Here is a 13,848-nt window from a genome sequence, read left to right on the forward strand (position 1 = left end):
ACGCCAGATAACAGCGATCACCAGCCACAACAATTGGCGGTAACGGGAGGTTTCATGAGTGCGGTTGCAGGTACCCACGCACAGGATCAACATCACGGCCCGGCTCGTGGTTTCAGCCGCTGGCTGCTGACGACCAACCATAAGGATATCGGGTCCATGTACCTGATATTCAGCTTCACCATGTTCCTTCTTGGAGGGACCATGGCGATGGTTATCCGGGCCGAATTATTTCAGCCCGGGCTGCAGATTGTTCAGCCCGAATTTTTTAACCAGATGACCACAATGCATGGCCTGATCATGGTGTTCGGCGCGGTTATGCCGGCCTTTGTGGGGCTGGCAAACTGGATGATACCGCTGATGATCGGGGCACCGGATATGGCGTTACCCAGGATGAATAACTGGAGCTTCTGGTTGTTGCCCTGTGCGTTTCTTATCCTGGTATCCACGCTGTTCATGGAAGGCGGTGCGCCCAATTTTGGCTGGACCTTCTACGCACCCCTGTCCACAACCTATGGTCCGCCCAGCACGACCTTCTTTGTGTTTGCCATTCACATTATGGGTGTCTCTTCCATTATGGGCGCCATTAACGTGATAGCCACCGTGCTGAACATGCGCGCCCCCGGCATGACCCTGATGAAAATGCCCATGTTTGTCTGGACCTGGTTGATCACTGCGTTCCTGCTGATTGCCGTCATGCCGGTACTGGCGGGCGTGGTCACCATGGTGCTTATGGATATCAACTTTGGCACCAGCTTCTTCAATGCCGCCGGCGGCGGTGACCCGGTGCTGTTTCAGCATGTGTTCTGGTTCTTCGGTCACCCGGAAGTGTATATCATGATTCTTCCCGCATTCGGGGCCATTTCCCAGATCATCCCGGCGTTTTCCCGTAAGCGTTTGTTCGGCTACTCCTCCATGGTTTATGCCACCGGTGCCATCGCCATGTTGTCATTCCTGGTATGGGCGCACCACATGTTCACCGTGGGGGTGCCGGTTGCCGGTCAGTTATTCTTTATGTACGCCACTTTGCTGATCGCCGTGCCGACGGGGGTTAAAGTGTTTAACTGGGTGGCGACCATGTTCCGGGGGGCGCTCTCATTTGAGACGCCCATGCTGTTTGCCGTCGCGTTTGTCATCCTGTTTTCCATCGGTGGTTTCTCGGGTGTGATGCTGGCGATTGCCCCCGCGGACTTCCAGTACCACGACACTTATTTTGTGGTTGCCCACTTCCATTATGTGCTGGTGCCGGGTGCCATCTTCGGTATTTTCGCATCGGCTTACTTCTGGCTGCCAAAATGGACCGGCCATATGTACGACGAAACCCTGGGCAAAACCCACTTCTGGCTGTCATTTATCGGGATGAACCTGGCATTTTTCCCGATGCATTTCCTGGGGCTTGCCGGAATGCCCCGTCGCATACCTGACTACGCACTGCAGTTTGCCGACTTTAATATGGTTTCAAGCATCGGTGCCTTTATGTTCGGCGCTACCCAGCTGCTGTTCGTGCTGATTGTTGTGAAGTGCGTGAAAGGCGGTGAAAAAGCACCTGCCAAGCCTTGGGACGGGGCCGAAGGGCTGGAGTGGACCCTGCCTTCGCCGGCGCCTTATCACACCTTCTCCACTCCCCCTGAAGTGAAATAGGAGGCTGGCAGAAATGGCTGAGCAACCCGCGAACACACCCACTCCCCGGCGCAGTAACCTGCGGGTTATCGGCTGGTGCCTTTCGGGTGTGGTCGGAATGTTTGCCTTTGGCTTTGCGCTGGTGCCGCTGTACGACGTTTTCTGCGATATCACCGGCATTAACGGTAAGACTAATGGCCGCTATGAGTCGACCGAAGGCTCTGTCGCTGACATGGAGCGTTCGGTCAAAGTTCAGTTTCTGGCGCAGAACGGACCCGGAATGCCCTGGGTGTTCCGGCCTGTGGCGCGCAGTATTGAAGTCCACCCGGGTGAGGCAACCACGGTGAACTTCTATGCAAAGAATCCCACCGGCCAGGATATGGTGGGGCAGGCAGTGCCCAGCCTGTCACCTTCAGAGGGCACACTGTATTTCCATAAAACCGAATGCTTCTGTTTCAACCAGCAGCCTCTGGCAGCGGGCCAGAGTACGGAGATGCCACTGGTGTTTATTGTGGACCCGGACCTGCCCGACCACATTACCAAACTGACGCTGTCATACACGCTTTATGATCAGGGAGAGCCGCAGGCGGCAGCGATAACCAAAACAACAGTCGATAACGGATAAGCCATCGGAGAGTGCTATGGCGGACTATCAGAGTTATTACGTTCCTGAACAGAGTAAATGGCCCATCATTGCCACGGTTGGCCTGGGGGTGACTCTCTACGGTGCGGCGTCGATCATGGTTAACAGTACCCAGGGGGCGAGTACAAGCAGCGCCTGGTTTGTATTCTGGGCTGGCATACTGATCATGATTTACATGCTGTTTGGCTGGTTTGGCAGTGTTATCAAGGAAAGTCGCTCCGGTTTGTACAGCCCGCAAATGGACCGTTCATTCCGTTGGGGTATGAGCTGGTTTATTTTTTCCGAAGTCATGTTCTTCGGGGCCTTTTTCGGAGCATTGTTCTACGCTCGCGTGTTTGCGGTGCCCTGGCTTGGCGGCGAGGGGGATCGCGGCAGTTCCAATATGTTGTGGGAAGGTTTTCAGGCCACCTGGCCACTGATCAACAATCCCGATCCGGAAGCGTTTCCGGCGCCAGAATCGGTTATTGGCGCCTGGGGTCTGCCATTGGTAAACACCATCCTGCTGGTTACTTCCTCATTTACAGTAACAATCGCTCACCACGCCCTTAAGGCAGATAAGCGCACGAAAGCAAAAATCTGGCTGGGAGCCACCATTTTGCTGGCGCTGGTTTTCCTCTTCTTTCAGGCGGAAGAGTACATGCACGCGTATCAGGAGCTTAATCTGACACTGGAATCCGGGATATACGGCAGCACGTTCTTCATGCTTACCGGCTTTCACGGTTTTCACGTGATGCTGGGCACGCTGATGTTGATTATCATGCTGATACGCATACAAAAAGGGCACTTTACTGCCGACAACCACTTCGGGTTTGAGGCAACGTCGTGGTACTGGCACTTTGTGGATGTAGTCTGGCTGGGCCTGTTCATATTTGTGTATGTGATCTGAGGCAATAAGCAGGTGGCTGTTTTCAGGGAGTCGGATGCAGGGTCAGGCTCCCTTGCCATAATGACACGATAATAATAATCAGCAGAAGCACACTCAGGGCTACGCGCAGAGCGAGAGAATTCAACACCCGGTTGGTTTTGCCGCCGTCTCTGATGAGAAAGAACAGACCGCTGAAAAGACTGACGATAACGGCGAGCATGAGAAAGATGATAAGGGCTTTGAGCATAAATAACTCTTTGGTTTTTGTTTTGTCTGCAGCCAGAATCACTATAGCAGACCATGGCTGAAGCCAAGAGAAACCCGAAAAAATTTCACGCAGACTGGCGGCTGATGGTGTTTGCGGGTGCGCTTCTGCCACTGTTGCTGGGGCTGGGAATCTGGCAGCTGAACCGGGCCGAAGAAAAACAGGTGCTGATTGAGCAGTGGCAACAGGAGGCCGGAGATCCCGACTGGCCGGAGCAAGTGGCCAGCGGCCTGGTTAACGGCAGGCCTGTGACCGTGACCGGGGTGTTCGGCGAGCACAGCTGGCTGCTGGATAACCGGACACGTGATGGTATGGCCGGCTATGAAGTATTAACGGATTTCTACCCGCTTAAGGGCCCGCCGGTTGTAATAAACCGGGGCTGGGTAGCAGCCCCGAGAACGCGGGACAGGTTGCCGGATGTGGCTCCCCCCGAGGGCATCTTCAGCCTGACCGGACGTATAAGCCCATACCCGGAGCCGCCGGTGTTATCCGCAAACCCCGGCCCGGCAGAAGGCTGGCCGCGGCGGGTGCAGGCACTTCCGGGTGCAGTAGCGAAGGCTGAAATTTCACAACTCCCCGGTGCTGTGATCCGGCTTCAGGGCAGCGAGCAGCCGGGTGCTTACCGTGCTGACTGGAAACCCGACCTTATGGGACCGCAAACCCATTATGGATATGCGACACAATGGTTTGCGCTTGCCGTCGTGCTGGCTATATTGAGTGTAGTGGCGAGTTATCGAAAGACAGGACCTGATAATGACAATAATGATGGCTAAGCGGTTACCAGAACACGAACAGGCAGACGGCCCGACACCCGAACAAGCCCGAAGAGGGAGGCGCATGGCGTTTCTGCTGTTCGCACTTGGGTTCGGGCCCATGATTCTGGCCACTCTCATGTTCTATACCGGCTGGCTTAACCCTGCGGGGCATACCAATCAGGGGCAGCTGATTCAGCCGCCCGTGCCCGTGGCCTCTCTTAACCTTGAAACACTTTCGGGAGAGCCCCTGGCTGAGCGCTTTGCTGCAGGCCAGGCGGATCCACAATGGTTGATGGTGGTCGCCGCAGGTGAGTGTGGCCGCAGTTGTGAAGATCTGCTTTATCTTGCGCGGCAAGCCAACATTGCGCTGGGGAAAAATGCCAACCGGGTATCCAGAGCGGCTGTTGTGGGCAGTATCACCGGAGATCTGGCCGCGCGCTGGCCCACAGAATACCGGCTGATGGAGCGTCTGAGGCCGATAACCGGCACAACCCCCGACTGGCCTTCAGGAATCAGCCCGGAAAACGAGCCACGCCTATTGCTGGTTGACCCGTTTGGAAACGTAATGATGCATTATGGCCCTGAAAATTCAGGCCAGGACATGCTCAAGGATCTGAAGCACCTTCTGAAACTGTCACAGGTAGGTTGAGCTTCAGCCTGGAGGATCTGCCTTGAAAAAACGGCCTGCGGATCAGCAACCAAGAACCCGAGCCATGATTAACTGGACAGTGTTTTCAGTGTGCCTGGCGGTTCTGGTCATTATGCTGGGTGCCTGGACACGGCTGGTTGATGCCGGGCTTGGTTGCCCGGACTGGCCTGGATGTTACGGTTTTATAACTGTGCCCCAGAGTGAATCAAGCATTGCCATAGCCAATGCCCGTTTTCCCGGGACACCGGTTGATGTGGCCAAAGGCTGGCCGGAAATGATCCATCGATACGCTGCCGGGACGCTTGGGCTGGTGGTGTTCGGCCTGGCAGCCAGCGCCGTACGCCAGCGCAGACAGGGTATGCCTTTCCGTCTTCCCCTGTTCATTGCCGGCTTTATTTTACTGCAGGGTGCCTTTGGCATGTGGACGGTTACCCTCAAGCTCTGGCCCCAGGTGGTTGCTCTGCACCTGCTGGGCGGTTTTACTACCGTGAGCCTGCTTACCTTACTGCTGCTGCGGTTACGGAAATTATCGGCAACTCCGGCACTCCCTGTCAGGGGAGCGTCGGACGCGATTGTAAAGCCGGCGGGGTCGGACTCTCGTCTGGCGAATCTCCGGCCATGGCTCTACGGGGGGTTGCTTCTCGTGGTTCTGCAGATTGCTCTGGGTGCCTGGACTGCAGCAAATTATGCCGCCGTTGCCTGCACCGATCTGCCTACCTGTCAGGGGCAATGGTGGCCAGAAGACATGGACTTTCGGCACGGCTTTGATATTACTCAACAGGTTGGGCCCAACTATCTGGGCGGGCAACTCACCGGTGATGGCCGGACCGCTATTCATATAAGCCACAGGGCCGGGGCTCTTGCCGTGCTGGTGTATTTAACCGGGCTATTGGCCTGCATCCGCTTGCGCGATGTTAATCAGGCCTTACGCGGCCCGGTGCGACTGGTTGCCGTCACACTGGTAGCGCAGATCATCCTGGGCCTCGCCAACATTCTTCTTCACATTCCACTGCCGGTGGCGGTGGCTCACAACGCCATGGGCGCCGGGCTCTTGCTGTCGGTGATATATCTGATCTGGCGGCATCATTTGTTGCCCCGGGCACAGGCTGCAGGCGCAACACATATAAAAACAATACATCAGGAGGCCACGGCATGAGTGAGCAAGTGGACGTACTGACGAACCGGCAAGTTTCCAGTCAGGTCAGGCGCAGGATTTCCTGGCGGGATTATCTGGAACTGACGAAACCGAGAGTGGTGGCGCTGATGATCCTGACCTCGGTCATCGGCATGCTGCTGGCCACCTCCGGCCTGCCCAGTCTGGGAGTGCTGATCTGGGGTAACCTTGGCATTGCGTTTCTGGCCGGTGCCGCTGCTGTGGTCAACCATGTTGTTGACCAGAAAATAGACACGGTTATGGCCCGCACCCGCAGGCGCCCGGTTGCCACAGGCCGGGTTGCTCCGGCAGAGGCGGTCGTGTTCGCGGCGCTGCTGGCCAGTGTGGGTATGGTTGTGCTGATGTGGCAGGTGAACCACCTGACAGCATGGCTTACCCTGGCATCCCTGGTGGGTTATGCAGGGGTTTACACATTGTTCCTGAAGCGTGCAACGCCCCAGAACATAACCATCGGCGGGCTTGCCGGCGCCATGCCGCCGTTGCTGGGCTGGACAGCTGTCACCGGCCAGGTAGACGGGCATGCGCTGCTGCTGGTCCTGATCATCTTTGCCTGGACGCCGCCCCACTTCTGGGCGCTGGCCATTCATCGGAAGGAAGACTACGCCAAAGCCGGCATTCCGATGCTGCCGGTCACCCACGGCAACAAATTCACCGAACTGCACATCCTGCTGTACACTCTCATGTTGCTGGCGGTCAGCCTGCTTCCTTTTGTCACAGGTATGTCCGGCTGGATATACCTGGCCGGTGCCCTGGCGCTTGGGTTACGCTTCCTCAACTACGCTATCCGGCTGTTGAAAGGTGATGATCGCCGTGTCGCACTCAACACCTTCAAATACTCCATCACTTACCTGATGGCGCTGTTTGTGGTACTTCTTGTGGATCATTATGTGTTCTTCTGACGTGGTGCTGTTGCTGCATTAACCCAGAGTTCGCTGACTGGAGTTATGATGAATCGTTCCGTTCGGATGACATTGTTTGTGTTGCTGCTGCTCGTGGTTCTGGTGTTTGGCCTGGCAGTAGGACGGCAGGTGTTTATGGTGGGTAATCAGGAACCTGCGCCCGCCCCGGATCTTGCGGAAATGAATACCTATGTTTATGATCAGCCGCGGCCACTGGCAGAGTTCACGCTCACCGATGAAAACGGAGAAACCGTTACCCGGGAAAGCCTGCGGGGACGGTGGACATTTGCGTTTGTGGGCTACACGAATTGCCCCGATATCTGTCCGGCCGCCATGGCCAACCTGAGACGCACCGACAAGCTGTTGTCGCCCGAGCTGCCACAACCGGATTATCTGCTGGTCAGTGCGGATCCGGAGCATGATACGCCCGGCAAGCTGAAAGATTATACGGCGTTTTTCGGTGAGAACTTTCACGGTCTTACCGGGGATCTGGACACACTCAGAGCCCTGGCCAAAAGCCTGAGTGCCGTGTTCGTGCATCGAGATGTGGATGGAGAGCTTCTGGTGGACCACAGCGGCCACTTTGCATTAGTGAATCCGGACGGTCAGTTGGCTGCACTGATTCAGCCACCGCACAATCCTGAGCATCTTGCAGAGGCCTTTGAGCGCATTTACCGGTGGGCTGAGTCCAATCGTAACAACACCCGCACCTGAGGCGGCGTTCCGCATGTATCAACAAAGCACCGCTACTCCAAGAGAGCTTTTTGGCGTTCTGGCCGCCGGAGCCATTGTGCTTCTGGTTGTGCACACACTTGGTCGTTTCGTATACACGCCATTGTTGCCTTATCTGATAGGTGACGGCCAGCTTACGGCGCCCGAAGGCGCAGCAATCGCTACCTGGAATTACTTTGGTTACCTTGTGGGTGCCATGCTGGCGATTCGCTGGCACCGGGTGGGTCATATCCGCGTGCTGCTACCTGTTTTTCTGACAATACATGTGATCACGACCCTGTTTGTTACCCAGACGGACAACCTGACTGCCATCTCAGCCAGTCGGTGGCTGAATGGAGTTGCAAACGGAGTGGTATTTGTACAGGCACCGGCGCTGATTCTGGAGTGGCTGGTGTTGCGCAATCGCTCAAGCATGAGCGGGCTTGTGTATATCGGGGTGGGCCTTGGTCTGCTGGTGTCCAGCGGGCTGGTCACCGGCAGTGCCGGCTGGCTGGAAGGCGCCGCCCGCTGGTGGCCAGTAGCGCTGGCTTCCATTCCTTTGGCCATATGGGGCGGCCTTCGGCTGTATCGGCTCGAAGTGCCGGATCAGGCGCCTGATAACGACGGCCGGGTCGTAACCACGACACCGCTCATCGATCGCGCCAGCATTCCGCTGTTTTTGTCATACGGCGGGGCCGGACTGGGCTACATACTCCCCATGACCTTTCTGCCGCTGCTGGCAAAGCTTCAGCTTGAACCCGGCCACTGGTTGCTGGATGGAACCTGGCTCATTGTTGCCCTGTTTACCATTCCGGCAGCCTGGATGTGGAACAAGCTGGGCACAAAACTGGGCGATATTCCTGCACTGAAGCTCAACTTCCTGATCCAGCTGGTGGGGGTGCTGGCGGCTGTGCTCTGGCCCGGCGCCATGGGCCTGATGTTGTGCGCTGCGCTGGTAGGAAGTACATTTCTGGGCACGGTGTTGCTCACTCAGCGCCTTGGCCGGGCGCTGCATCCTCACCAGGGCCCCCGGTTGTCTGCGGCCATGGTGGCACTTTACGGTTTTACCCAGATGGTCGGACCCTGGCTCACCAAGCAATGGCTGGATGCAGGCGGCACCTTGTTGTCCGCATTCGGGATCGGGGTAGGCGCTCTGGCCTTTGGCCTCATCTTCGTCTTCTTTGTGCCCCGTCCGGAAGCCTGGCACGCAAGAACAATCCGGACTGACTAGCAAACCGTGCTTCCGATAGAACAGATTCTCCCAGAGCTGAAACAAACCCTGGAACAAACGTCCACAGCCCTGTTGCAGGCGCCCCCGGGTGCCGGCAAAACCACGAGGGTGCCTTTGGCGCTGCTGGATGCGACCTGGCGACAGGGCCGTAAAATCCTGATGCTCGAGCCAAGGCGGCTGGCCGCCCGGTCTGCCGCCAGGTTTATGGCTTCGCAACTGGGGGAGAAGCCCGGGCGCACCGTCGGCTACCGCACGCGGCTGGACACCAGGGTGTCTGATGCAACGCGTATAGAAGTTGTCACTGAAGGCATTCTTACCCGGCTGATCCAGAACGACCCCATGCTGGAAGACTACGCCGCTGTGCTGTTTGATGAGTTCCACGAACGCTCGTTGCAAGCGGATCTGGGGCTGGCACTGGTGCGGGAGTCGCAGGAAGCACTGCGGGAGGATCTGCGGGTTCTGGTAATGTCCGCCACACTGGACACCGCACCTATTGCCCGCTTGCTCGGGGATGTGCCCGTATTAAGCAGCGAAGGGCGCGCATTCCCGGTGGAGGTTTTTTACCGCCCGGTGCCTGCCACGCAGCGCCGTCCGCGGCTGACAGACCAGGTGGTGGCTGTAATTACCGAAGCCCTGGCGCACCAGCCCGGCTCCCTGTTGGTGTTTCTGCCAGGTGCCGGGGAGATTCATCGTGTAGCTCACGCCTTGGCCGGTCAGGTAGCCGCGAATGTGATAATCGCACCCTTGTTTGGCGACCTCAGGGCTGCTGAACAGGATCAGGCTATCGCTCCCGCGGCTGCAGGCACCCGTAAAGTGGTACTGGCCACTGCCATTGCGGAAACCAGCCTCACTATTGAAGGCGTGCGCGTGGTGGTTGATAGCGGTCAGCAACGCCGTGCCGTGTTTGATCCCAACAGTGGTATGACGCGGCTGACCACCGGTCGCGTCTCGAAAGCCTCAGCTGAGCAACGTAAAGGTCGCGCGGGGCGGGTTGAACCGGGTGTGTGTTACCGGTTATGGAGCGAATCCGAACAGTTCGGGCTGGCGGATTATACGCCACCGGAGATACGCGAAGCAGATCTGGCCCCACTGGTACTTGAACTGGCCCAGTGGGGCGCCCGGACGCCGGACAAACTGGCCTGGATCGACCCTCCGCCTCCCGCTCACTGGCAACAAGCCGTGGAGCTGTTGCAGTGGCTGGACATGCTGGACGAGGAAGGTGCCATTACCGAACATGGTAAATCCGCCCGAGCTTTGGGTATTCACCCCCGGTTGGCGCACATGGTCATACTGGGGCGGTCGCTGGGGTTGGGCCGGCTGGCGGCTGAACTGGCTGCGCTGCTGGAAGACCGGGATTTGCTGAGTCCTGGGGCAGGGGCCGATATGCATGAGCGCATCCGCATACTGAGAGGCGAACGCGGTTCTCAGCGCATTGATCCGAATCGCTTGCAGGCGCTGCGCCAACAGGCAAAGCGTCTGTCAGAGCCCGGGGCGAGTGGAAAAAACGGGCAGGACGCCCTGCCAACGGCAACGGAAGCCGGGCGCTTGTTAGCGCTTGCTTACCCCGATCGCATTGCCAGGCGCCGGCCCGGAAACGCACCACGCTATCAGCTCAGCAATGGCAAAGGCGCCCTTCTGCGTGAGGATGATGGACTGGCACAGTACAAATGGCTGGTGGCTGCGGACCTGGATGGCAAGGCGAGAGAAGCAGGAATTTATCTGGCGGCACCGGTAGACCTGCCCACTCTGGAAATGGATCTGGCAGCCCGTATTCATGAACAAGACGAAGCTGAATGGGATGACAAGCGTGGGATGGTAGTGGCTCGCAAAACCCGTCGTTTGGGCGCATTGCTGCTGGCCGAGAAACCTCTGACAAAAGTCTCACCCGAGCTGATTCAGCAGGGCCTGCTGGCCGCCATACGGCGCAAGGGGCTGGAAAGCCTGCCCTGGACACCTGCCGCCCGACAGTGGCAGGCACGAGTCACGATGCTGGCCAGGCACTTTCCCGGCCAGTGGCCGGATGTCAGGGATCAGGCCCTGGCAGAATCTCTGGAGCACTGGTTAGCGCCCTTCCTCGTTGGCATCACCCGCTGGTCTGAGCTGGCGAAGCTGAGCCTACACAGCGCCCTGAACAGCCTGCTGGACTACCCCCAACAGCAGAAGCTGTCAGAGCTGGCCCCGGCCAGTCTGACCATACCCACCGGCAGTACCGTTACTCTGGATTACACGGCCGGGAACGGCCCGGTTCTGGCCGCCAAATTACAGGCATTGTTCGGCTGGACAGAAACGCCGGTCGTGGCGGGTGGCAAGATGCCTGTTCTGATACACCTGCTTTCCCCGGCCCAAAGGCCACTGGCGGTTACGGCAGATCTGGCCAGCTTCTGGACGAACGTTTACCCCCAGGTGCGTAAAGACACCCGGGGCCGCTACCCCAAACATCCCTGGCCTGAAGACCCACTAACCGCCGTCGCCCGGCAGGGTACCAAGAAACGTCACCGCTAGTGATTACTTGATTATTTTCCGGCTGTTGTTCAGGTATTGCTCGCCGGCAGAGCGCACGGTATCCGTATCGGCCCGTTCAGAAGCCTTATGGACATGTTCAAGCGTATCCGCAAGATCATCTATCTCGTCATCCAGCTTTTCCAGAGCATTTTCAAGAGTGTAGGTCAGCTGGTGTACTTCGTTCATGGTTTCCGGAGTGAGGTCGCCGGCCAGTACATTTTCCAGTTTTTGGTTGTACTCAGAAAAGTTGCTGACGGCCTGCTCAAGCGTATCAGCAGGCTGACCTTTGAAGTGGTCGTTATCACTGGCCAATGCAGGTGCCGCAATCAGCAGTGAGGCGGTAGCAAACGAAAGTTGACGGAAAAGGGTCATGGAATGGCTCCGGTTGTCTGTTAATGAACAATGTAATGCGAATTATTATCACTAACAATACTGAAAGCCATGACCATGATCAATTAAACGCAGAAAAAGCTTGTGTCCAGAGCAAAGCTGTTTAAAAATCGTCCGTTCTGATCAGCGCGACCCTGCCCCATGAACCTTATATCATTTAACGTATTTCGCACGCTTGGCTTTCCGGGCACCACCGTTTTGAAGCCGGAGGACTACCTGCGCCACAAGGAATTACTCCGTAATGCAGACTGGGTGTTGTTCCCCGAATACTGGCAGCTCAATGCCCTGGTGTACGGCCTGAAGTGCCGGGTATTTCCCAGCGTTGCCAGCTATCACATTGGCCACGACAAAGTCGAAATGACCCGGGCCTTTCAGGCAGTAGCACCTGAACATATCCCCTGGACTCTCATTGAGGCCAACGGACCGCACGAGCGTGAGCATATCTGGAGCGTTATGGCGCTGCCCTTTGTGGCGAAGTTACCCAAGGCCAGTATGGGCGAAGGCGTGTGGCTGATTGAAACCCGTGATGACTGGCGCAGGTACTGCGAGCGAACCCAGGTTCTGTATGTTCAGGAATACCTGCCGCTGGATCGCGATGCTCGCGTTGTGGTGGTGGGTGGCAAGGTTGTCACGGCCTACTGGCGAACCCAGGCGCCCCAGGGGTTTTATAACAACGTTTCCCGGGGTGGCGGGATCGACCACAGCCCTGTGCCCCCGGTAGCAACAGACCTTGCCCTGAGGCTCGCACGGGAGCTGGAGGTGGACCACGCAGGTTTTGATATTGCTCTGGTTGAAGGCTATCCCTATGTGCTCGAGTTTAACCGTTTATTTGGCAATCAGGGACTGGGCCAGGGCAGTGACCTGAAACACGCTATCCTGGACTATCTGCAGCAACAGAGTGAGCCCCGGGACCCGGATGGTTCCGGCCCGACGGATTCTTCCATGGGTAGCCGCTTTACTGGCGTTGCAGGTTTAGCCTGATGGCCAGGGGCGTTGCCAGGACGCCGTAGACGATCATGACGATGATCGCGTGCCTGACATCGCCGGTCCAGTCAGAGAGCAAGCCGCCCAGCATAGGCACGGCGAAGGCCATGGTGTAGCCAACCAGGAAATTGCCGGCTGAAAGACGGCCCGTCTCGCTGGCACTGACCAGCAGAGGCGGCAGGGCCACCAGCATAATCAGCAGTACGCCGGCTGTGAAGCTCATGAAGGTTGCGCTGGCAATCGCCCACCATCCGGTAAAGACCAGAAGGCCCAGTGTGCCCAGCAGGCTGAATATCAACAGGATGATCAGTGGGGCTTTTTTACCCACCCAGTAACGGGCCATTTTCAGCATCATTAAAGACGCAACAACCTGGGCAAAGTTGAACCAGAACAGAGCTTCAGTGAGGTCTTCAAACTCGCCCCGCTGCTCCAGCAAGGCGCCCAGATAGGCGTTTACGCCAAAAAACAGCGCACTGGAAACGCCAAGTAATAAGCCGAGTTTGAGAGTAAGCGGGTTTTTCCAGTCCGGTAGCCACGCTGCTTTGCGCACTGGCCGGGCCTGGTCACGTTTGGGCAGGAACAGGGCCGCGGCAATCAGCAGCGCAGGCAATGACCAGACCAGCATGGTTGCGCGCCAGCTGTTGTCCAGCAACGGCATGATCACCGGCAGTGTGATGCCGGCGCCGATAAACTCCCCCATCAGCATGCCGTTCATGTAGATAGCCGACCCCAGGGCCAGGTGTTTTGGCTCCAGCCAGCGTGGCAGCAGTGCCGGCAGAGCAGGCTGCATCATGGCAACGCCAAGCCCCATGACAGCACTGGTGAGCAGCAGCATGGTTGTATCAGGCGCCAGTCCCCGGCCTGCGGAGCCGGCGACCATGATTACCATGGCAAGCGCCAGGGTATTGCGCGGGCCGATACGCGCTATGGACAGAGAGCCAGGCATGGCGCCTATGGCAAGCATCAGAATAGGCAGAGTGGTCAGGGCGCCGCTCAAGGCCTGGGAGAGTGCCAGCTCATTACCGATAAACGGTGCCAGCGGTGGCGCAACCAGTATCGGGATGCGCAAATAAACTCCGGCCAGCCAAAGCAATACCGCCACCGGCAGCAATCTGGCTGCCGGTGGCGGTGTCTGACTCGCCGGGTTTTCAGCTACGGACAAT

At 57.6% G+C, this 13,848-nt stretch carries 14 protein-coding genes; 11 read left to right on the plus strand and 3 right to left on the minus strand.

What is annotated here, in order from left to right:
- Positions 1-54 precede the first annotated feature (54 nt).
- The 3 genes from ctaD to FFI95_RS03575 are packed head-to-tail and all read left to right on the plus strand — an operon-like array spanning position 55 to position 3,146.
- Positions 55-1,638 carry a cytochrome c oxidase subunit I gene (gene ctaD, locus FFI95_RS03565; RefSeq protein ID WP_144821016.1) on the plus strand — a complete coding sequence of 528 codons (1,584 nt, stop codon included), beginning with the start codon at positions 55-57 and terminating at the stop codon, positions 1,636-1,638.
- Between the two features lie 13 nt (positions 1,639-1,651).
- Complete coding sequence (locus tag FFI95_RS03570; protein ID WP_144821017.1) at positions 1,652-2,242, plus strand: cytochrome c oxidase assembly protein; 591 nt, start codon at positions 1,652-1,654, stop codon at positions 2,240-2,242.
- Positions 2,243-2,258: 16 nt separating this feature from the next.
- Entirely contained in the window at positions 2,259-3,146 is an 888-nt protein-coding gene (locus tag FFI95_RS03575) for a cytochrome c oxidase subunit 3 (protein ID WP_144821018.1), read from the plus strand.
- A gap of 22 nt (positions 3,147-3,168) precedes the next feature.
- Here the strand turns inward: FFI95_RS03575 and FFI95_RS03580 are convergent, their stop codons facing one another.
- Positions 3,169-3,372 (minus strand): twin transmembrane helix small protein, encoded by a 204-nt coding sequence (locus FFI95_RS03580; RefSeq protein ID WP_144821019.1) that lies wholly within the window; start codon positions 3,370-3,372, stop codon positions 3,169-3,171.
- A gap of 53 nt (positions 3,373-3,425) precedes the next feature.
- On the opposite strand from FFI95_RS03580, the gene FFI95_RS03585 reads away from it, so the two are divergent.
- From FFI95_RS03585 to hrpB, 7 genes are all read left to right on the plus strand, one after another.
- Positions 3,426-4,163, plus strand: coding sequence for an SURF1 family protein (locus FFI95_RS03585; protein WP_144821020.1), 738 nt, complete (start codon positions 3,426-3,428; stop codon positions 4,161-4,163).
- Positions 4,144-4,794, plus strand: coding sequence for a hypothetical protein (locus FFI95_RS03590; protein WP_246069355.1), 651 nt, complete (start codon positions 4,144-4,146; stop codon positions 4,792-4,794). The genes FFI95_RS03585 and FFI95_RS03590 overlap by 20 nt, the downstream gene beginning before the upstream one ends.
- A 64-nt stretch (positions 4,795-4,858) precedes the next feature.
- The gene (locus FFI95_RS03595) at positions 4,859-5,950 is read left to right on the plus strand and encodes a COX15/CtaA family protein (RefSeq protein ID WP_144821021.1); all 1,092 of its coding nucleotides are present in this window, start codon (positions 4,859-4,861) and stop codon (positions 5,948-5,950) included.
- Entirely contained in the window at positions 5,947-6,867 is a 921-nt protein-coding gene (gene cyoE, locus FFI95_RS03600) for a heme o synthase (RefSeq protein ID WP_144821022.1), read from the plus strand. Before FFI95_RS03595 ends, cyoE begins: the two co-directional genes overlap by 4 nt.
- Positions 6,868-6,915: 48 nt before the next feature.
- Positions 6,916-7,581: an SCO family protein gene (locus FFI95_RS03605; protein WP_144821023.1), complete on the plus strand. Its 666-nt coding sequence runs from the start codon at positions 6,916-6,918 to the stop codon at positions 7,579-7,581.
- Between the two features lie 13 nt (positions 7,582-7,594).
- Positions 7,595-8,809 carry a YbfB/YjiJ family MFS transporter gene (locus FFI95_RS03610; RefSeq protein ID WP_144821024.1) on the plus strand — a complete coding sequence of 405 codons (1,215 nt, stop codon included), beginning with the start codon at positions 7,595-7,597 and terminating at the stop codon, positions 8,807-8,809.
- A 6-nt stretch (positions 8,810-8,815) separates the two neighbouring features.
- On the plus strand, positions 8,816-11,311 hold the full coding sequence (gene hrpB, locus FFI95_RS03615; protein ID WP_144821025.1) for an ATP-dependent helicase HrpB: 2,496 nt from the start codon (positions 8,816-8,818) through the stop codon (positions 11,309-11,311).
- 3 nt (positions 11,312-11,314) lie between these two features.
- Here hrpB and FFI95_RS03620 read toward each other — a convergent pair whose 3' ends face one another.
- Positions 11,315-11,683, minus strand: coding sequence for a DUF6746 family protein (locus tag FFI95_RS03620; RefSeq protein ID WP_144821026.1), 369 nt, complete (start codon positions 11,681-11,683; stop codon positions 11,315-11,317).
- 159 nt (positions 11,684-11,842) lie between these two features.
- On the opposite strand from FFI95_RS03620, the gene FFI95_RS03625 reads away from it, so the two are divergent.
- Entirely contained in the window at positions 11,843-12,682 is an 840-nt protein-coding gene (locus FFI95_RS03625; RefSeq protein ID WP_144821027.1) for an ATP-grasp domain-containing protein, read from the plus strand.
- Here FFI95_RS03625 and FFI95_RS03630 read toward each other — a convergent pair.
- The gene (locus FFI95_RS03630) at positions 12,657-13,847 is read right to left on the minus strand and encodes an MFS transporter (protein ID WP_144821028.1); all 1,191 of its coding nucleotides are present in this window, start codon (positions 13,845-13,847) and stop codon (positions 12,657-12,659) included. The two genes, FFI95_RS03625 and FFI95_RS03630, sit on opposite strands and share 26 nt — an antisense overlap.
- Position 13,848: the final 1 nt, after the last annotated feature.

The organism is Marinobacter piscis (assembly GCF_007671655.1).
GTDB lineage: Bacteria > Pseudomonadota > Gammaproteobacteria > Pseudomonadales > Oleiphilaceae > Marinobacter > Marinobacter piscensis.